General features: G+C 47.2%; 20 protein-coding genes. 6 read left to right on the plus strand and 14 right to left on the minus strand.

Annotation, left to right across the window (positions count from 1 at the left end; all coding sequences use genetic code 11):
* Positions 1-14: 14 nt before the first annotated feature.
* The 8 genes from tolB to aspS all read right to left on the minus strand — a co-directional run bounded on the left by tolB (position 15) and on the right by aspS (position 8,496).
* Positions 15-1,373 (minus strand): Tol-Pal system beta propeller repeat protein TolB, encoded by a 1,359-nt coding sequence (gene tolB, locus PRUB_RS15670; RefSeq protein WP_010382192.1) that lies wholly within the window; start codon positions 1,371-1,373, stop codon positions 15-17.
* A 9-nt stretch (positions 1,374-1,382) separates the two neighbouring features.
* Positions 1,383-2,324, minus strand: coding sequence for a cell envelope integrity protein TolA (gene tolA / locus PRUB_RS15675; protein ID WP_010382194.1), 942 nt, complete (start codon positions 2,322-2,324; stop codon positions 1,383-1,385).
* Positions 2,324-2,752 (minus strand): protein TolR, encoded by a 429-nt coding sequence (tolR, locus tag PRUB_RS15680; protein ID WP_010382196.1) that lies wholly within the window; start codon positions 2,750-2,752, stop codon positions 2,324-2,326. The genes tolA and tolR overlap by 1 nt, the downstream gene beginning before the upstream one ends.
* Positions 2,739-3,443 carry a protein TolQ gene (gene tolQ / locus PRUB_RS15685; RefSeq protein ID WP_010382197.1) on the minus strand — a complete coding sequence of 235 codons (705 nt, stop codon included), beginning with the start codon at positions 3,441-3,443 and terminating at the stop codon, positions 2,739-2,741. Before tolQ ends, tolR begins: the two co-directional genes overlap by 14 nt.
* 982 nt (positions 3,444-4,425) lie before the next feature.
* The gene (gene ruvB, locus PRUB_RS15690) at positions 4,426-5,433 is read right to left on the minus strand and encodes a Holliday junction branch migration DNA helicase RuvB (protein WP_010382199.1); all 1,008 of its coding nucleotides are present in this window, start codon (positions 5,431-5,433) and stop codon (positions 4,426-4,428) included.
* A gap of 20 nt (positions 5,434-5,453) precedes the next feature.
* Positions 5,454-6,071 (minus strand): Holliday junction branch migration protein RuvA, encoded by a 618-nt coding sequence (ruvA, locus tag PRUB_RS15695; protein WP_010382201.1) that lies wholly within the window; start codon positions 6,069-6,071, stop codon positions 5,454-5,456.
* A gap of 2 nt (positions 6,072-6,073) precedes the next feature.
* The gene (gene ruvC, locus PRUB_RS15700) at positions 6,074-6,595 is read right to left on the minus strand and encodes a crossover junction endodeoxyribonuclease RuvC (RefSeq protein WP_010382203.1); all 522 of its coding nucleotides are present in this window, start codon (positions 6,593-6,595) and stop codon (positions 6,074-6,076) included.
* A 125-nt stretch (positions 6,596-6,720) separates the two neighbouring features.
* Complete coding sequence (gene aspS / locus PRUB_RS15705; RefSeq protein WP_010382205.1) at positions 6,721-8,496, minus strand: aspartate--tRNA ligase; 1,776 nt, start codon at positions 8,494-8,496, stop codon at positions 6,721-6,723.
* A gap of 178 nt (positions 8,497-8,674) precedes the next feature.
* Between aspS and PRUB_RS15710 the strand changes: the two genes are divergently transcribed.
* Both PRUB_RS15710 and PRUB_RS15715 read left to right on the plus strand, forming a co-directional pair.
* Complete coding sequence (locus PRUB_RS15710) at positions 8,675-9,523, plus strand: DUF72 domain-containing protein (protein ID WP_010382207.1); 849 nt, start codon at positions 8,675-8,677, stop codon at positions 9,521-9,523.
* A 63-nt stretch (positions 9,524-9,586) separates the two neighbouring features.
* Positions 9,587-9,751 (plus strand): hypothetical protein, encoded by a 165-nt coding sequence (locus tag PRUB_RS15715; protein ID WP_155946176.1) that lies wholly within the window; start codon positions 9,587-9,589, stop codon positions 9,749-9,751.
* Between the two features lie 33 nt (positions 9,752-9,784).
* Here PRUB_RS15715 and PRUB_RS15720 read toward each other — a convergent pair whose 3' ends face one another.
* A complete protein-coding gene (locus PRUB_RS15720; protein WP_010382209.1) occupies positions 9,785-10,192 on the minus strand; it encodes a GFA family protein in 408 nt (135 codons plus the stop codon).
* A 71-nt stretch (positions 10,193-10,263) separates the two neighbouring features.
* Here PRUB_RS15720 and PRUB_RS15725 point away from each other — a divergent pair, with 71 nt between their 5' ends.
* A complete protein-coding gene (locus PRUB_RS15725; protein WP_010382212.1) occupies positions 10,264-10,788 on the plus strand; it encodes a M48 metallopeptidase family protein in 525 nt (174 codons plus the stop codon).
* Between the two features lies 1 nt (position 10,789).
* Here the strand turns inward: PRUB_RS15725 and PRUB_RS15730 are convergent, their stop codons facing one another.
* The 3 genes from PRUB_RS15730 to PRUB_RS15740 all read right to left on the minus strand — a co-directional run bounded on the left by PRUB_RS15730 (position 10,790) and on the right by PRUB_RS15740 (position 13,319).
* Positions 10,790-11,587 (minus strand): M48 family metallopeptidase, encoded by a 798-nt coding sequence (locus PRUB_RS15730; RefSeq protein ID WP_010382214.1) that lies wholly within the window; start codon positions 11,585-11,587, stop codon positions 10,790-10,792.
* 117 nt (positions 11,588-11,704) lie between these two features.
* Positions 11,705-12,316 carry a nucleotide exchange factor GrpE gene (grpE, locus tag PRUB_RS15735; protein ID WP_010382216.1) on the minus strand — a complete coding sequence of 204 codons (612 nt, stop codon included), beginning with the start codon at positions 12,314-12,316 and terminating at the stop codon, positions 11,705-11,707.
* 58 nt (positions 12,317-12,374) lie between these two features.
* The gene (locus PRUB_RS15740) at positions 12,375-13,319 is read right to left on the minus strand and encodes an HrcA family transcriptional regulator (RefSeq protein WP_040644412.1); all 945 of its coding nucleotides are present in this window, start codon (positions 13,317-13,319) and stop codon (positions 12,375-12,377) included.
* Positions 13,320-13,411: 92 nt separating this feature from the next.
* On the opposite strand from PRUB_RS15740, the gene nadK reads away from it, so the two are divergent.
* The 3 genes from nadK (at position 13,412) to recN (ending at position 16,700) form a co-directional block, all read left to right on the plus strand.
* Positions 13,412-14,296 carry an NAD(+) kinase gene (gene nadK, locus PRUB_RS15745; protein ID WP_010382222.1) on the plus strand — a complete coding sequence of 295 codons (885 nt, stop codon included), beginning with the start codon at positions 13,412-13,414 and terminating at the stop codon, positions 14,294-14,296.
* 62 nt (positions 14,297-14,358) lie between these two features.
* Positions 14,359-14,934, plus strand: a complete 576-nt coding sequence (locus PRUB_RS15750) for a hypothetical protein (RefSeq protein ID WP_010382225.1) — start codon at positions 14,359-14,361, stop codon at positions 14,932-14,934.
* 89 nt (positions 14,935-15,023) lie between these two features.
* The gene (recN, locus tag PRUB_RS15755; RefSeq protein WP_010382228.1) at positions 15,024-16,700 is read left to right on the plus strand and encodes a DNA repair protein RecN; all 1,677 of its coding nucleotides are present in this window, start codon (positions 15,024-15,026) and stop codon (positions 16,698-16,700) included.
* 304 nt (positions 16,701-17,004) lie between these two features.
* On the opposite strand, the gene PRUB_RS15760 is transcribed toward recN, so the two are convergent.
* Complete coding sequence (locus PRUB_RS15760) at positions 17,005-17,370, minus strand: hypothetical protein (protein WP_155946175.1); 366 nt, start codon at positions 17,368-17,370, stop codon at positions 17,005-17,007.
* Positions 17,371-17,416: 46 nt separating this feature from the next.
* Positions 17,417-17,812 (minus strand): hypothetical protein, encoded by a 396-nt coding sequence (locus PRUB_RS15765; RefSeq protein ID WP_010382231.1) that lies wholly within the window; start codon positions 17,810-17,812, stop codon positions 17,417-17,419.
* Positions 17,813-17,942 lie beyond the last annotated feature (130 nt).

The raw sequence follows: 17,942 nt of genomic DNA on the forward strand, positions 1-17,942 counted from the left end.
TCTTACCAGCAAAATTACTGTAAAAATGGCGACCAAGCTGGTGCCTTAACCTGTCCGTCTAATACCGGCAGGCGAGCCTTGAAGCGGCCATCCATCGACACCAACGCCAGTACCTGCTTATTATTATGCAAGGTACTATAAATAATCATAGAGCCGTTCGGCGCAATACTCGGTGATTCATCGAGTCTGGTGCGCGTTAATACCTGAAACAGCCCAGAATCCAATTCTTTCTTGGCAATATGGTAACGGCCTAATGTACGATTTACCATTACCAGTTGTTTACCATCTGGCGTGATTGACCCGGCTAAGTTCATGTCGCCGTCAAAAGTTACACGCCGTGATCTTCCTGTATCTAAATTTAACTTATATATCTGGGCATTACCACCCCTTTCAGATGTATAGACTATTTCTTTGCCATTTGGGTGCCAGGTTGGCTCAGTATCTATACTACGGTGCTTAGTCAGACGTCTTTCTTTGCGCGTTTCAAGGTCAATCAGATAGACTTCTGTCGCGCCGCCCTTATCTTTTGACAACACGATCAACATTTGTGTGCCGTCCGGAGAAAATTGCGGAGCACCATTGATCCCGGGATAACTGGTTAAGATCTCACGCTTACCCGTGTAGATATCCTGAATATAAATTTGTGACTGACGATTCTCAAACGTAACATACGCTAACTTGTTACCATCCGGTGACCAGGCCGGTGACATCAACGGCTCTTTAGAGCGTAACAGCACCTGTTCATTGTAGCCGTCATAATCTGCCACAACCAGCTGATAAGGTTTATCCTGCTCTTCACGAACAATGACATAGGCAATTTTAGTACGAAATGCGCCTTTTTCACCCGTCAGAGATTCGTAAACAACGTCGCTGATCTGATGCGCATAATAGCGAAAGCTCTGCGCATCAATAACACTCTGGCGCGCCTCCAGGACATGATCCTGGCTTTTCATCAATTTGCCGTTGGTCATCATGCGAGTTTCCCCACCAGTGATTTGAGCACGGATCACATCGATCAGCTCATATTTCACCAGAAAACGATTCGCTGGCTGTTGAGTAATGGTGCCCACAACAACGGCTTCGACACCCAGTTCAACCCAGGCGTCGTAATCTACTTCTTCATCCGTTGTCGGTAGCTGAGGCATTTGTTCCTCGGCCACCGGCTTAAACTTACCACTACGGATCAAATCCGCTGCAATCACTGAACTTAGCTCAGCAGGTGCTTCGCCATTGCCAATGTATTTAAACGGAGCTATCGCAATCGGTCGGGCACTGTCGACCCCTTCTGTAATTACGATCTCCAGTGCTGCGTAGGCGACCCCCTGCGCAGCGAAAGCCAGAACCAAGAGTAAATTTCTTAAATGGTTGTACATGGTCTTCCTTTATAGAGTTGGTTTAATCGTCAGGTTAATATTCTTAAGCTGTTCGAAAACATCTTTATTTTCAGAAACAGGTAACGTATCTGCCATTCGTACTGCTCGTAAAGCCGCTTCACATACCAGTTTGTCACCACCGAGTGACTCTGCTTGTGTCACCAGGCCATTGAAGCCCAGACGAATATTCAGACGACATTGTTTACCTTTCATTTTTTCGTCGATCAACAGGTTAGATTGGATCCGCTGCATGATCAGTGCTTTGTACTTGTCGACTTCCGTCAGGATCTGTTGCTGGCGGACCTTGGCTCTGGCGGCTTGTTCCTGCGCCAATTGCTCCTGCAGCAATTGCTCTTGCAAAGCTTTTTGGCGTGCTTCTTCAGCAGCCTGAGCCTTACGTTTAGCTTCTTCTTCTTGTTGCTTGCGCTTGGCTTCCGCCTGTCTCAACCTGTCTTCCTCAGCTTTACGCTTTTCGGCAGCGGCTTTAGCGGCCTGCTCAGCGGCATGGGCTTCCTGTCGGGCTTTTTCAGCCTGCTGACGCTCTTTGTTCTGAATTTCCTGGGCACGTTTCGCCTGCGCTTCGGCCTTACGCTTTTCTTCAAGCTTAGCCAGACGCTGTTGCTCTAGTTTCTTGATCCGACGAGCTTCGGCTTCACGGTCTTTACGTGCCTGAACAGCACGACGCTCTAAATCACGGATCCGTTTCTCTTCGGCTCGTTTTTGTTGCGCTTCTTTTTCACGAAGCTGAGCAATCTTCTTTTCTACAGCCTGCTGGTCAACCGAGATCGCTGACACAGCTTTGGCTTCTTCTATTTCATTAACGGTCGGATTAAGCTGAACTTCCATCACACTGGGGCTGGAAAACTGAAAATTAGCCGTTGCAAACAGTAACCCGGCTATAGCGAAATGAAGTAAAAATGACTTAAATATGCCGCTGGTTAAAGCATCCATTAACTGTCCTCAAACGATTTAGTCATTAGCCCAACAGACGGCACACCGGCATTTTTCAAAAAGTCCATGAGTAACAAAACTTCCTGATACGACACATGCCCTGAGCCTTTAATCATCACCGGGGTCTCCGGGTTTTGCTGTAACTTCAGCTTAATAATGGCTGCCACTTCGACGGCATCCATTGGTGCTTCCGGATCGGTACCTACTGAGACGTAGTAACGGCCCTCAGCATCGATACTGGCGATAATGGGTGGCGCATCTTTGGTGTCTACCAGATCTGACTCTTCCATTTGCGGTAAGTCCACTTTAACACCATGCGTGATCAGCGGTGCCGTTGCCATAAAGATGATTAGCAGCACCAGCATAACATCAATGTATGGCACCACATTGATCTCTGCGACAGGGCGACGCCTCTTATGCTGATACATTTTGCTTAGCCTCAGTTAAACTGGCAGCCTGGCGATGCAGAATATTGGCAAACTCTTCCATGAAGTTGATGTAGTTTGACTCCAGCTTTTCTACATTCTTTGCAAAGCGGTTATATGCCATGACCGCCGGAATAGCCGCAAACAGGCCCATGGCCGTAGCAATCAAGGCTTCAGCAATACCAGGCGCAACCATTTGCAACGTTGCCTGCTTCACTTCACCCAGCGCAATAAATGCATTCATTATCCCCCAAACAGTACCGAATAGGCCGATGTAAGGGCTGATAGAACCCACCGTTGCTAAAAATGACAATCCGGATTCCACTTTCTCAACTTCGCGCGACAGAGCCACACGCATAGAGCGGTGTGTCCCTTCTATGATCATGCTCGCCGATCCCGTGTTTTGTTTTTTGTGACGTGCAAATTCTTTAAACCCGGATACAAATAGCGCCTCTAAGCCACTAGAGCTGCCCGCTCTGGCCGTAATTTCATTATATAACTTGCCCAAATCCATTCCCGACCAGAACTTTTGTTCAAACTTCTTCGCATCTGCCAGAGACTGCGCCAGTATGCTGCGACGCTGAAAAATAATGGCCCATGAAGCAACCGACATGCCGACCAGTGTCAACATTACAAGTTGCACGAGAATACTGGCTTCTAAAATTAGATCTACGAAATTAAGTCCCGATTCCACGTTGTTATACTCCTAGAAAATAATTGTGTTCTCGGCCAAGGCAGCCGTCACCGTATTGACTGTAAGCCAGCAAAAAGGTTCAGGTAGTTTAACCACACTAATAAGGGCTTACAATCTCAATGCCGTAAAATCCACTTAAATGCCGATAATTCGCACATTCAGCCCCTTGACGCTTTATTTTGGCCCGATTGACGGACCTATACTTAACATCGGCGCAAATACAGCTCACACAAAACCCCACCTACATAGCCCACGGTTAGCAGTAAAAACGGCCCATAACAAAGCGAACTTGACCCTTAATTGCAAAGCCTAGCGCGTGTTTGTGACAGAAAATTAATGTGGTCGGAACAGTACAGCGTTGAGCGTGTTTATTTATTTATGCAACCTGCATAAAAGTAAAGTTTTATTCACTATCTCCGAATAAACCCTCAAAAACCGATTGGTAATACCAATTAACAACAAATAATCTAATATTCACAAATTGAGTATAATAAAGACAAATCTTTATTTTACATAAACTTACAAAACACCATCAGTTTATGTTTTGTTCAATAAGGGACTGTAAAAACTCATCGCATTAGTTTTTTTTATAGCAAAACTGCAATTTTTCTAGTTTGATAAAATCCCTCAGTCGCCTTATTATACTCCCCGTACTGAGCGAGCAGCATCTCTCAATGCAAATGCACAGTTACTTAGGCCGCAGAAGTCTGATTTATTCTGCAGTCATGATGAGGAAGTTTTGGATAACACCTTAATGTACTCATCTGTTCCCTGGATTACTTCCTTCAACTTGTTGTTTTCGCCCGCACACTGTGCGGGCTTTTTTTTGTCCGCAGTTTACCCGCACATCAAAATCTTGATCCGCTTAAAATAAATGAAGCAAAATGAGCATGAAATGAATATGAGTACGGAGAGAGGAGTGTCAGACCCAGGAAGCGCATTGCACGCTGCCTGCAGGTCGTCTGAGGGTGAAGAGTTTGCCTTAGGCGTCTGGTTTCGCTAAGTCAAAGTGCATATAGGCCCTGTCTGACACGATCCGCCCCCTGGGCGTACGCTGAATAAAGCCCTGCTGGATCAGGTAAGGTTCTATCACATCTTCTATGGTTTCACGCTCTTCACCTATGGCCGCTGCCAGGTTATCCAAACCCACAGGTCCCCCCGTGAACTTTTCAATAATTGCGAGTAAGTACTTACGATCCATGTAATCAAAACCACACTTATCAACGTCAACCATGTCCAGCGCCTGGCTGGCTATCCGTTCGTCTACGCTGCCGTCCCCTTTAACCTGAGCGAAATCCCGAACCCGCCGCAGCAAACGGTTAGCAATACGCGGGGTGCCTCTGGCACGCTTCGCCACTTCAACCGCACCTGCGTCACTGATTTCAAGATTAAGAAAATGCGCAGAGCGCGACACAATCGATGCCAGCTCAGCCACAGAGTAAAACTCAAGGCGTTGCACAATACCGAAACGATCCCTCAAAGGAGAAGTCAGAGAGCCCGCTCGGGTCGTAGCCCCCACTAAAGTAAACGGTGGCAAGTCCAGTTTAATTGACCGCGCTGCGGGCCCTTCACCAATCATAATATCGAGCTGGTAATCTTCCATAGCTGGGTAAAGGATCTCTTCAACCTGAGGACTCAGACGATGTATTTCATCAATAAACAACACATCCCCTTGCTCCAGATTGGTCAGCATTGCAGCAAGGTCGCCAGCTTTTTCAAGCACCGGCCCTGAGGTGGTTTTAATATTCACACCCAGCTCATTCGCCACAATATTTGCCAGGGTCGTTTTACCCAACCCCGGCGGGCCAAATATCAGCAAGTGATCGAGTGCTTCTTCACGACTGCGCGCCGCTTCAATGAAGATTTCCATTTGCTGCTTGACGTGCTGCTGACCGGTATAGTCCGCCAACAACTTAGGTCGTATTGCTCTGTCTACGGCCTCTTCACTGCCCTGCACTTCCGGCTCTATGAGTCTGTCTGCTTCAATCATAATTACTTAATCAGCCTTTCTTACATCATAGATCTCAGGGCTTCTTTGATCAGCCCTTCGGTATCCATGCCTGGTTTACTCACCGCTTTCAGTGCTTTTTGCGCTTGTGCAGGTTTATAGCCAAGTGCTAGCAATGCTGCCAGCGCATCGTCTTCAGGTGTATTTGCCACAGTGGGATCTTCCTGAGGCGCTAAGATGGCGTTATCGCTGAATGGAGTCAGTAAATCATGACCAAAATTCTTCAGCTTATCTTTCATCTCAAGCACCAGTCGCTCAGCGGTTTTCTTGCCTACACCCGGAATTTTCACCAAAGTAGACGCGTCGCCCTGATTAACACACTGTACAAACTGCTCCGCCGACATACCCGACAAAATCGCCAATGCCAGCTTAGGGCCAACACCATTGGCCTTGATCAACTCGCGAAACAACGCCCGCTCAGTTTTATGGTTAAAGCCAAACAGTAATTGTGCATCTTCGCGCACCACAAAATGAGTATAGATGGTTGCTTCATTACCCGCCTGAGGTAACTCATAAAAGCACGTCATCGGCATTTGTACTTCGTAACCGATGCCACTTACGTCTAACAGGATCTCTGGTGGTTGTTTTTCTACCAGAATACCTTTGAGTCTGCCTATCATAATTACCTCAATCTTCCTCGTACGGTTTTTTTCGCGTTACCTGCCAGCTTGATCAGGTTTTGTTCTGAATGTGCATGACAAATTGCAATGGCCAGCGCATCAGCGGCATCGGCCTGGGGAGTACCCGGGAGTTTTAATAGTCGTTTAACCATTTCCTGAACCTGAGACTTATTCGCTCCGCCCGTGCCAACAACGGCTTGTTTGACCTGCCGGGCTGAATATTCAAATACCTCAATCTCGTTCATCGTGGCTGCAACAATGGCTGCACCACGTGCCTGACCGAGCTTTAAAGCAGAATCAGGGTTATGCGCCATAAAGACTTGCTCAATCGCAAACCCCTGCGGGTTAAACTGTTCGATAATCTGGCTTACGCCCTGATAAATCATCTGTAGTCGTTGTGGAAATGGCTTATCACCAAGCCGAATACAACCGCTGCCCAGATACTGAAACTGACTGCCTTGACGTTTAACTACGCCGTACCCGGTCAGCCTGGAGCCTGGATCTATGCCTAAAATTACTGCCAAGGCGCATACTCTCGTTGTTTTTTCGCTATCATGCCAAAATACTGTATGAATTTCCAGTTATCTGTACGACTCGCAGAATAAAAAAAAGCGGCTTAGTCGCCGCTCTTTCATGCTATTCGCTGTAATTATTCAGCATCTTTTTGCTGCGCGGTTACTGTTACCGCGAGCTCTTTCAGTGCGTCCGGATTAGCAACGCTTGGGGCATTGGTCATCAGACACGATGCCTGAGTCGTTTTCGGGAACGCAATCACATCACGGATGTTATCTGTGCCACACAGCAACATGACCAGACGATCCAGACCAAATGCCAGACCAGCATGCGGTGGCGTACCGTACTTCAATGCATCCAGCAGGAAGCCGAATTTGTCTTGCTGCTCTTGTTCATCAATACCCAGGATACGGAAAGCCGCTTGCTGCATATCATTGTTGTGGATCCGTACAGAACCACCACCGACTTCGTAACCGTTCAATACCATGTCATAGGCATCTGAGATTGCACCAGCCGGATTGGCTTCCAGCTCTGCCGCTGAAATATCTTTTGGTGCCGTGAACGGATGGTGTACTGCGTGCAGGTTACCTTCGTCGTCTTCCTCAAACATTGGGAAATCAACAACCCACAGCGGTGCCCACTGGTTCAGGTTTGTCAGCTCAAGATCCAGGCCCACTTTCAGACGCAGTGCACCCATTGCTTCGTTGACAACATTACGCTTATCAGCACCAAACAGGATGATGTCGCCCGTCTGTGCATTTGTGCGTGCCAGGATCCCTTTGATCACTTCTTCATTCAGGAACTTGGCAATCGGCGATTGAATGCCTTCAAGGCCAGCGTCCAGATCGTTTACCTTCATCCATGCCAGGCCTTTAGCCCCATAGATACCAACAAACTTTGTGTACTCATCAATTTGCTTACGAGACAATGACGCACCACCCGGTACAGTCAACACAGCCACACGGCCTTTTTCATCATTTGCAGGGCCGGCAAGTACTTTAAACTCAACGTCCTTAACCAGATCAGCAACATCAATCAGCTCAAGCGGGTTACGCAAATCAGGCTTGTCTGAACCATATCGACGCATTGCTTCTTCGTAGCTCATTACCGGGAACTGACCCAGATCAACCTCAAGCAGTTCCTGCCACATTTCGCGGATCAAACGCTCTGTGATATCGCGCACCTGATCAGATGTCATGAACGACGTCTCTAAATCGATTTGTGTGAATTCAGGCTGACGATCCGCACGTAAATCTTCGTCACGGAAACATTTCACGATTTGATAGTAACGGTCAAAGCCAGACATCATCAGCAACTGTTTAAACAACTGAGGCGACTGTGGCAATGCATAGAAGCTCCCTTTGTGTACACGGCTTGGTACCAGATAATCACGCGCACCTTCAGGGGTTGCTTTAGTCAGTACCGGCGTTTCTATGTCAAGGAAGTCATTACTATCCAGGAAGCGACGCACAAAGCTTGATGCTTTAGCGCGGAGTTTAATGCGGTCGCTCATTTCAAGACGACGCAGGTCAAGGTAGCGATAGGTCAGGCGACGCTCTTCTGAGTTTTCCTGGTTAAAGTCCAGTGGTAGTGGCTCAGCGCGGTTAATAATTGTCAGACCAGTACCGAGGATCTCTACTTCACCGGTCGCCATGTCCTGATTGATTTGGCTCTCAGGACGCGCACGAACTGTACCTGTCACTTTAACACAGAACTCTTGACGCAATGTATTAGCAACATCCATCAGGCCATCTACTTCTGGATCAAACACAACCTGGACCAAACCTTCGCGATCTCGCAGATCAATGAAGATAAGGCCACCCAGATCGCGACGTTTGTTGATCCAGCCACATAGCTCCACTTCCTGACCTACATGGTCCTTGTTTAATTTTCCGCAGTATATTGAGCGCATAATAATCCTATTTGCCTACTTACTCTAAAGGGCATAATGAATGATAAATTTAATCGCCAATTATATAAAATTGCCACGCTTTGTCATCCCACAAAGGCCGGATTCTTTCGCTGTTACGATTTTTTCTCCATCCGGACTTTGCTAGACTCCAACGCAAAGCAATATGGGAGCGAATGAGATGCTGTATTTGGGGTGCCCTCAGTGGAGCGCAGCGCACTGGAAAGGCCGTTTTTTTACGAGTGACTGTAAAACCGCAGATATGTTGCGCGAGTATGCACAGATCTTTAATAGTGTCGAGGGCAATACCAGCTTTTATGCCAGCCCTAAACCAGAAACGATCACTGCCTGGTCAAACGCCGTCCCCGATACCTTTCGCTTTACCTTTAAAATCCCGAAGCACATTTCTCACGAGCTGGCGTTAAGCCAATGTCAGCAAGAACTAAAACAGTGGCTCGATTTATTCTCGCCATTGTTTTCGCGTCTTGGCATGGTCATGCTGCAGCTGCCCGCCAGTTGCAGCCCCGAGTACCTGGGCCGGATTGAAAACTTCATAGCACAATTACCAAAAGAGCTGACACTGGGTATTGAAGTCAGGCATCGGGATTTCTTTGCCAAGGGGGATGCAGAAAAACGCTTTAACCAGCTCTTAATGCACACAGATGTGAATCGTATTATCATGGACACGCGACCGTTGTTTAGTGAGCCCCCGGCGACCCCCGCCATCATAGATGCTCAGCAAAAGAAGCCCCGGGTTCCCGTGAATGTCATCGCCACTGCTCAGGCACCGATGCTGCGCTTTGTTGGCTGTTCAGATTTAACGGCAAACCGCACATTTTATGCACCCTGGCTTAACAAAATTCGTGGCTGGTTAAATGAAGGCCGCACGCCTTATGTATTTTTTCACACGGCCGATAACCATGATGCCCCGTTGCTGGCCAGACAATTTATTCAGGATCTCGGGATACCGCATCAAGTACTTGATCCCTTTCCTGCTGAGCGTCAGCCCCAACAACAGACGTTAATTTAACCACTTGACAGTGAACGGATTTTGCTGGATGTTAAAGGGGCAAACAACAATAAGGAAAATATTATGCAATTAAAACTTAATAAAAAACCAGTTAAGCAACTCTCTGATGACCAGTCGGCATTGCCAGCAAAAGCCACGCGCGCGGTTGGCGGTGCAGGAAGAGCGGCACTGCAAAAATCAGGTGGCAACTCACGTGCATCGGATTGCTGTACAATGACAGACAACTAAGCTGTCAACAGCAGGGCTTGCTGGCCCTGCTCATCATTCCCTGCCCGGCTCTTTGGCCTCATAGCGAGGTAAGCTGGCATCCAACTCTTCCCAGTTTGCTTTCGACGTCACATAATTATGCGACATAGGCCGCTCCAAAATATCAGAATCCAGGATCCCCAGCCGCAGCCTGAGCTTGTCCGGGTTGTCCTCATTAGAACTGAATAAAGGCGATGCGCAAACGCCACAAAAATGTCGTAGCCTGCCAGGCTTAAAGGCATAATGACGAATATGCTCCTCTCCGGCGACGATCTGCAGATCGGCACGATTGACAAACCCATTCGTCGCATAAGCTGTGCCTGAAGATTTACGACACAAGGAACAGTGACAATGGATGATACTCGAAATGGGCCCGTTTAACTCCAGTTTAACCGCACCACATAAACAACTGGCTTGATACATTTATTATTATTCCTGCTATGATCATGAGCTAACTAGCTTAAAATGTTTGTTTCCGATTTACTACCGCCACTATGAACTATTTGCAGTATTTTCAGCACTATCCACCCAGCTTGCAAGCACAGATCGAGGCCTTGCTGGAGCCCAGTAAACTCGCCAACTACTTTAAAAATAAATATCCGCAAGGCCATCAGCTGCAACATGCGCAAGCACTTTACGATTACTGTCATGTTTACAAAAACAAATACCTGAAAAACGTGCCGCGTCTCCATAAAGTCAACTATGCAAAAGGCCGGGATCTTATGACAGGGACACTGGGGCATCACAGCCAGACACGTAAACAACACGGCGGAAAAGTCAAAACACGTTATGAAATTGTACTTTCTCAGCTGGTGAAACACGCCCCGGAGGCAGTATTAAGGGCACTGGTTGTTCACGAACTTGCGCATTTTAAAGAATTGGATCATAACAAAGCGTTTTATCAGCTTTGTTGTCATATGGAGCCGGATTACCATCAACTAGAGCTGGATCTCAGACTGTTTATTGTACTCGACAAACTGGGCAGTAACTTTTATCAAAGCCCCGCCCAGCACCTTTAGTTTACCGGCAAGATGGGTTACGCCCCTGCCGCTTAGCATCAGCAGCCAGTGTATTTGCCTGTGCCATCTTGCTTTGCAGCATAGCTATCCTGTTTTGCGGCGATGGGTGCGTGGATAAAAATTCCATTGGGCGCTCTCCTCCGGCTTTTTCCATGTTTTGCCACAGCTCAACGGCACCCTCTGGTTTAAACCCGGCTTTTGCCATCAGGTCAAGTCCAATGACATCCGCTTCACTTTCATGAGTGCGACTAAATGGCAGCGCTATCCCATACTGTGCACCTAACCCAAGGCCCTGCATGATGGCATTTCGATACTGCACATTGCCCATTTCAAGCGCCGCATTGCCGGCCTGTAGCCCCAGTTGTAACAGGTTGTTCTGAGAAACCCGCTCATTGGCATGTTCGGCAATCACATGACCAACTTCATGGCCCATCACAGCAGCGAGCTGATGTTGATTTTTGGCCACCGTCAACAGCCCGGTATGAACCCCTATCTTACCGCCAGGCAGGGCAAATGCATTCGCACTGGGCTCTTTAAAAACAACCACTTCCCATTGCTGTTGAGTGTATTGTGCTGGTAACTGCGCGATTAATGCATCTGCAATGCATTTTACATAGCGATTTGTACTGACATCACGTTCTATGGTCTGTTCCTGCTTCATTTGCTCAAAGCTCGCCACCCCCATTTTATCCATCTGCTGCTCTGAATACAGGGCTATCTGGGTACGCCCGGTCGGGGACGTTTTGCAACCAGCCAGTGTTAAGGCAATGGCGGTTACAGCTATGATTTTTTTATTCATTGGGTCATACCTGCTAAAACATAGTACTAATTAGTTTAAAAGGAGCCTCTGGGCTATGCAAATCAGATCAAAAAAGCCCGCATTAATGCGGGCTTTATAATTTTGCGTTTCTGTCGCTTAATCAGCCGCTTTTGAAACCATCACCATGGCTGGGCGAAGCAAACGACCATTTAACGTATAACCTTTTTGCATTACAGCTAATACTGTGTTCGGCGACACATCATTGCTAGGCTGAATTGACATTGCCTGGTGCAGCTCAGGGTTAAACGCTTCCCCTTGCGGGCTTACCGCTTCAACACCAAACTTAGCCAGTGCATCGTTAAATGATTTTAACGTCATTTCGATGCCTTCTAAAATTGACTTAGTCGCTTCGTTTTCTTTATCAGCAAACTCAATGGCACGCTCTAAGTTATCAACCACAGGCAGCAACTCATTTGAAAACTTTTCCAAAGCAAACTTCTGTGCTTTTTCTACATCCTGCGCGGCACGGCGACGGACATTTTCAGAATCTGCTGCGGCACGTACCACACTGTCTTTCTGACCTTCGATGGTTTGTTTCGCCGCTTCCAGCTCTGCATACAGACCTGCAATCTCTTCTTCTGGGCTCAACTCAGCTTGCTCAGTTTGTGCACTCTCTTGCGCTGGTTCTGCTTGCTCAGCCGTATTTTCCTGTACGTCTTCTTGCACTAACTCTTGTTCCTGCTCTTGGGCTTTTGTCTGCTCAGACATGAAAAACTCTCTCCGATTCTTTACAACTGCCGTAATTATGGGGATTCAAATTCGTTATTCAAGCTTCTTTTTTGGGGATTTGCGTAAATTCACCGATAATTGCTTCAATTGGCGCATCGGCCGGACAAATCAAACAAAAACGACTCTGATACTCACTGGCCGTAAAATATGGCACGCTCAGAACAACAAAACGCTCTAAATTCAAATAGCTAAGTTCGCTACCAAGTAACACGGACAGGCCGTTTTTGAATGCCAGATGCTCTTCTACCTGATGCAAAAAGCTCACGCCCAGATTCAGTTCATTGTTCCCTTCCAGACGGTTATACAAATACCGCTCTCCAACCACAATGCTGTTATCTGTGCCCAGCTGCAAACTTAACTCACGGCTCCATTGCATCAAAGAGCCCCGGCAGTCGGCCATCGCACTTTTGGCCATCGCCCGCATTCTGTGCAGCCCTTCTTTAAGTGTTTGCTGACTAAATACGGTATTCATCCAGGCCGCAAACTGATAGCGCACCTGATCGGAATTCGACTCGGGTTTATTGATCAATATATTGTTGGACTGGCCTGTACGGTCAATCAGTAATACCAGCCAGTGCTTACGGTCAAAATCTAGTACCTCGACCCGAAAGATGGTCTGTTCACTCACCTGAGGTAAGCCAACTATACAACACACTTGGTATTTCTGACTCAATGTATGGGCAAAGCCTGTTAATTGTTCGCGTTCAGGCTCCCAATAAGGCGCAATATCCTCAAGCCCGAAATACTCCTGTAGCCAGTATTTGATCCCCAAATCGGAAGGAACTCGCCCTGCCGATGTATGAGGAGAAAAAAGCAACCCCTGATTTTCGAGGCGAGCCATGGCATTGCGCACTGTCGCAGAGCACACCGCCATACCTTTTAGTTTTGCTATCTTACTCGATGCCACAGGATGGCCATCACCATTACAGTAAAGGCTCATTACGGCAGAGAAGACTTGTTTATCACGTGCACTAAGTTTCATAACATTATAAATAAGGCTAAATTTGCGAGTTTCAAGCGAATTCATTTTAAGATAATCTTGGCAACAGATATTTTGCCAAGGAAACTCACTGAATGAGCACACCATTTAATACCATCGGCCTGATTGGAAAGCCCAACCATGATGGCGCTGCCCTGACATTACAACGCCTCTATACTTTTTTGCAAGCACTTGGCTATGAAGTTTTTGTGGAGCAACGCGTTGGCAGGCAGATAGCTGATTTACCCGACTCACATATACTCGATGTGGTTGCGCTGGGCGAACGCTGCGACCTGGCTGTGGTTGTGGGTGGAGACGGTAATATGCTTGGGGCAGCCCGAGTGCTGGCCAGATTTGATGTGGCTGTCATAGGTGTAAACCGAGGCAATTTAGGATTTTTAACCGACCTTGATCCGGACGATTTTGAAGCCGAACTGGAACAGGTGCTGAGTGGCAAGTTTGTTGAGGAACAGCGCTTTTTACTGGAAGTTGAAGTATTTCGCCATGCCGAATTAAAAAGTGCTAACCTGGCCGTTAATGAAGCAGTGTTGCACGCCGATAAAGTCGCCCACATGATCGAATTCGAAGCCTTTATTGACGAACAGTTTGTGTTTTCTCAGCGCTCCGATGGCCTGATAGTGACCACACCAACGGGCTCTACTGCCTATTCGTTGTCGGGCGGTGGCCCTATCTTAACTCCAGAACTGAATGCCATGGCACTCGTGCCTATGTTCCCGCATACCTTATCCAGCAGACCACTCGTGGTCGACGCCAGTAAACAGGTCAAACTCAAGCTCAGCCCGGAGAATACCGCAAGCTTGCAGGTCAGCTGCGACAGTCATGTGGTACTCGCGCTGCTCCCCGGAGATGAAGTGGTCGTAAAAAAAGCAGAGAAAAAGCTTCGTTTAATTCATCCTGACAGTTATTCCTACTACAATGTTCTGAGACAAAAATTAAATTGGGGCAGCAGGCTTTACTAAGCGCTGGAAGTTCAGCAGAATAAGTGAAATTTGTTTTCTATTTTAGGGAAAAGTAAACCAACATGAGCTACGTTGTTTTCGTATCTATTACTTTGTTGATCACCATTTTAGGTGTCTATGTGGTAATTGAGAATAACCGTAAAAAAGCACGCGAAGCCGAAAAGCGCGTGTTCAATGAGCGCCTGAAAGAGATCAGCAGCCACTTTAAAAGTAAAATCAGCGAATTTGTGAATTATAAACTGATCCGCCCTAAGCATGCGCCCCAGTTTAACGCCATTGTCGGCAACTTTTTTGTTGTTCAGGCCCATAATGATGACAATCTTGAAGCACTGGAGCGTGTGACAGATCAACTGCTTGCAACAATAGGTAAAGAACTGAATAAATGCAGGGAAAATGGCAATATGGATTTACTGGCCGACCAGTTGTTTATGTTTGTCAGCGAGTTACCGTCTGCCGGGCTTGCCTACAATAAAGCATTTTACAGTGAAATATTACCTGCGCTGATATCACGGATCCAAACCCCTGATACGCCGGCTCAAGCCGATACTCAGGAAGCCGTACAGAATGAAGAAGAGTCTGTAACATCGAGCGAAAGTGACGACTCTTCAGCACAACAGCAAAAAGCAGCGGCTCTGTAAGGCACTCACACACCAAAGTGCAATTTCAAGTTGCATTTCCTAAGAATGCTGTATAAATTAACAGTAATTACACTGTTTGGATATACAGCATGCTTATCAGTCTGCAAATTAAAAACTTTGCCATTGTTAACGAATTAACCATCGACTGGCGCTCAGGTATGACCGCTATCACAGGTGAAACCGGAGCGGGTAAATCCATTGCAATCGATGCATTGTCTTTGTGTCTGGGTGAACGCGCAGATGTTGCCAGTATTCGTCCGGGTGCCGCCAAAGCAGAGATCTCCGCTCAGTTTGATATCAAGCAGCTCCCCTACGCACAGCAATTTCTGAGCGATCTCATGTTGGATGACGAAGAGCAAAACTGCATATTACGCCGAGTCGTCATGCAAAATGGCCGTAGTAAGAGTTTTATTAATGGCAATTCGGTGACCGCTGCCCAGTTAAAAGAGCTCGGCCAACGCCTCATCGCCATCCACGGTCAGCACGCCCATCAGCTCTTGCTCAAGCCCGAACACCAACTCGGTTTACTAGATGCCTACGCCGGGCACGACACTTTGCTGCATGCTGTACGCGCTCAGTACCAGCACTATCACACGCTGCAAAAAGAGCATGCCGAGCTCATTAAACAACAACAAGCACAGGCTGCCAAAAAACAGCTGCTTGAATACCAGGTTCAGGAGCTGGATGAATTCGCTTTGGAAGAAGGTGAGTATGAGCAGATTGAAACTGAACATACACGACTCAGCCACAGCCAGACACTGGCAGAAAGCTGCCAGCGCGAATTAATGTGCCTGTCAGAGCAGGACGATCAGACAGTATTGGGTCAGCTGCAACATAGCGTACAGACTTTCATTGAGCTCAGTAATTATGATCCCAAATTGCAAGAGATCAGTCAGCTATTAGGAGAAGCCGCGGTACAACTCGAAGAAGGCTGCCGGGAGCTGCGCGCCTATGGTGAAAACATAGAGCAAGACCCGGAGCGTCTCCAGAGCGTTGAAGACAGGCTGGCACAGGCCATGGCCTTATCACGTAAGCATCAGATCAACCCGGAGTTACTGCACCAGCATCATCAGCAGTTACATGAAGAACTGGCTTCCATTTGCTCTAACAACGAACGCATTGAAGATCTGCAACATGAAATCGCGGAAGCACTACATGCCTATCAGATTTCAGCTGCACAGCTTAGCGAAAGCCGCGCACAGGCGGCGCTGACTTTGAATGATCTGATCAGTGAAAGCATGCATGAACTGTCAATGGAAAACGGCCAGTTTGCGATTCAACTCAGCCAACATGAAGACAGGCGCCCTAATGAACTGGGCATGGATCAAATTGAATTCCTGGTTTCGACCAACCCAGGTCAACCTCTGCAAGCGCTGGCCAAAGTGGCCTCCGGTGGTGAGCTATCGCGGATCAGTCTGGCCATTCAGGTGATTATCGCAAATCGCGTAACTACCCCCACCCTGATTTTCGATGAAGTCGATGTGGGGATCTCCGGCCCAACCGCTTCTCAGGTCGGTAAACAATTACGCTTACTTGGTAAGTCAACTCAGGTTATCTGTGTAACGCACCTGCCTCAGGTTGCCTGTAGTGGCCATCATCAGTTCTTTGTATCTAAGCGCGTTGAAGGAGGAGAAACCTTTACGTCTATGCTCCCACTGGTCCAGGAGCAACGCATTGATGAAATCGCCCGCTTGCTTGGTGGCGATAAAATCAGCAGCACCACACTTGCCAGTGCTAAAGAGCTGCTTGAGGTGCAAGGGGCGTAACGCGGCAGATTGGCGGGTTGTGACAAAGTAAACCGGCAAACGACAAGCTCGATTTTGTATGATTTATAAATCCTCTAATGTCGTTTACTTATATCTAGATTGATTGTCGAATCTGTACTGAATTGAAAGTTCGAGGTGAGCCAGCCTTACAAAGTTATACGCTGTGCTCCGCTCGACTGCAAACTAGTCATTCTTACTATATGCCTAAAGCTGCTACTTTAATTGCTTCTGCACTGTCAGCTCAAACGTACTATGCGAGTCGAGTCAACATAGCTAGACATAAACGATTTCCGTCCCGCAATCTTTAGTTGTCATAACCTGATAGCCCTTTAGCACAATAAACAACTGTGTCTGACACAGTTGAAACACAAAGCATATCATTGTCATCTGGACTCGATATTTCAACGCCAGGCAGGCCATTGATAGTAACCTCCTTTTCGCTTCCTTTTACGATTATGGACACTCTAGCACCGTTATCATATTCCCATCCAGCAGACAGCCTGTGTATATTTCCACAAATGAAAGCCTCACAGATAAACTCTTGTTTTTGACTCGCCTTAGCAACTGAACAGGATGTGTCAATTACAGTACATGCAGCACATACTTTGAGGCTGGCTAGCAGGCCGACGGCAAAGAAACCTGGGAGCATTGATTGAATATTCACTTTCAAAACGTTCCTAAATGTGCAGATACCGACTTTAAGGTTGTCGAACAATCTACCTAAATAGTGTGGGAAGTGCGCCATCTATCCAGGCCTGTACAGGAAGTCGCCCGCTCTCCAGACAAATAGAATTTCCTGTTGAAGCCGGATAATCGAAATAGACGCACAACTCATCGATGTGCGTTGCCCAATCATTTATCTCGTACATGCCCACTAAATCGTGCTTTACATCAATCACGACTAGGCGCTGAGACGCCCTCAGTCCCCCGTTAAAATAACGACGATAGTTAAAAACCTTATCTCCATTACTGAGCGCTCCTAAAAACTGAAATTCAGTCTGATCATCAATAACAATATGTTCTGAGGATGAGGCTTTATTTTTAAATATCAGACTAATATCTGAGCTAGTCGGTATAGTTACCAGAGCAATTGCGACAGTAATATAGTTCATGGATCCCTCAATCAATGCTTACAGCTCCAGTAGCAGGCTTGAGCGTACTCTACTTGATAACCCAGTCCAAGAACAGAGCGATTACTCCCCCAAAAAACAAAAGCCTACCGTACAGCGCAGCTGAGTTACG

The organism is Pseudoalteromonas rubra, from assembly GCF_000238295.3.
GTDB lineage: Bacteria > Pseudomonadota > Gammaproteobacteria > Enterobacterales > Alteromonadaceae > Pseudoalteromonas > Pseudoalteromonas rubra.

Bases quoted from the DNA above. Each gene is read 5' to 3' on its own strand.
- aspS (WP_010382205.1), bottom strand. From the start codon at position 8,496: ATGCGCTCAATATACTGCGGAAAATTAAACAAGGACCATGTAGGTCAG.
- PRUB_RS15765 (WP_010382231.1), bottom strand. From the start codon at position 17,812: ATGAACTATATTACTGTCGCAATTGCTCTGGTAACTATACCGACTAGC.
- PRUB_RS15740 (WP_040644412.1), bottom strand. From the start codon at position 13,319: ATGAAACTTAGTGCACGTGATAAACAAGTCTTCTCTGCCGTAATGAGC.
- PRUB_RS15710 (WP_010382207.1), top strand. From the start codon at position 8,675: ATGCTGTATTTGGGGTGCCCTCAGTGGAGCGCAGCGCACTGGAAAGGC.
- PRUB_RS15750 (WP_010382225.1), top strand. From the start codon at position 14,359: ATGAGCTACGTTGTTTTCGTATCTATTACTTTGTTGATCACCATTTTA.
- recN (WP_010382228.1), top strand. From the start codon at position 15,024: ATGCTTATCAGTCTGCAAATTAAAAACTTTGCCATTGTTAACGAATTA.
- nadK (WP_010382222.1), top strand. From the start codon at position 13,412: ATGAGCACACCATTTAATACCATCGGCCTGATTGGAAAGCCCAACCAT.
- tolB (WP_010382192.1), bottom strand. From the start codon at position 1,373: ATGTACAACCATTTAAGAAATTTACTCTTGGTTCTGGCTTTCGCTGCG.
- ruvB (WP_010382199.1), bottom strand. From the start codon at position 5,433: ATGATTGAAGCAGACAGACTCATAGAGCCGGAAGTGCAGGGCAGTGAA.
- PRUB_RS15730 (WP_010382214.1), bottom strand. From the start codon at position 11,587: ATGAATAAAAAAATCATAGCTGTAACCGCCATTGCCTTAACACTGGCT.
- tolA (WP_010382194.1), bottom strand. From the start codon at position 2,324: ATGGATGCTTTAACCAGCGGCATATTTAAGTCATTTTTACTTCATTTC.
- PRUB_RS15725 (WP_010382212.1), top strand. From the start codon at position 10,264: ATGAACTATTTGCAGTATTTTCAGCACTATCCACCCAGCTTGCAAGCA.
- PRUB_RS15715 (WP_155946176.1), top strand. From the start codon at position 9,587: ATGCAATTAAAACTTAATAAAAAACCAGTTAAGCAACTCTCTGATGAC.
- grpE (WP_010382216.1), bottom strand. From the start codon at position 12,316: ATGTCTGAGCAGACAAAAGCCCAAGAGCAGGAACAAGAGTTAGTGCAA.
- tolR (WP_010382196.1), bottom strand. From the start codon at position 2,752: ATGTATCAGCATAAGAGGCGTCGCCCTGTCGCAGAGATCAATGTGGTG.
- ruvA (WP_010382201.1), bottom strand. From the start codon at position 6,071: ATGATAGGCAGACTCAAAGGTATTCTGGTAGAAAAACAACCACCAGAG.
- PRUB_RS15720 (WP_010382209.1), bottom strand. From the start codon at position 10,192: ATGTATCAAGCCAGTTGTTTATGTGGTGCGGTTAAACTGGAGTTAAAC.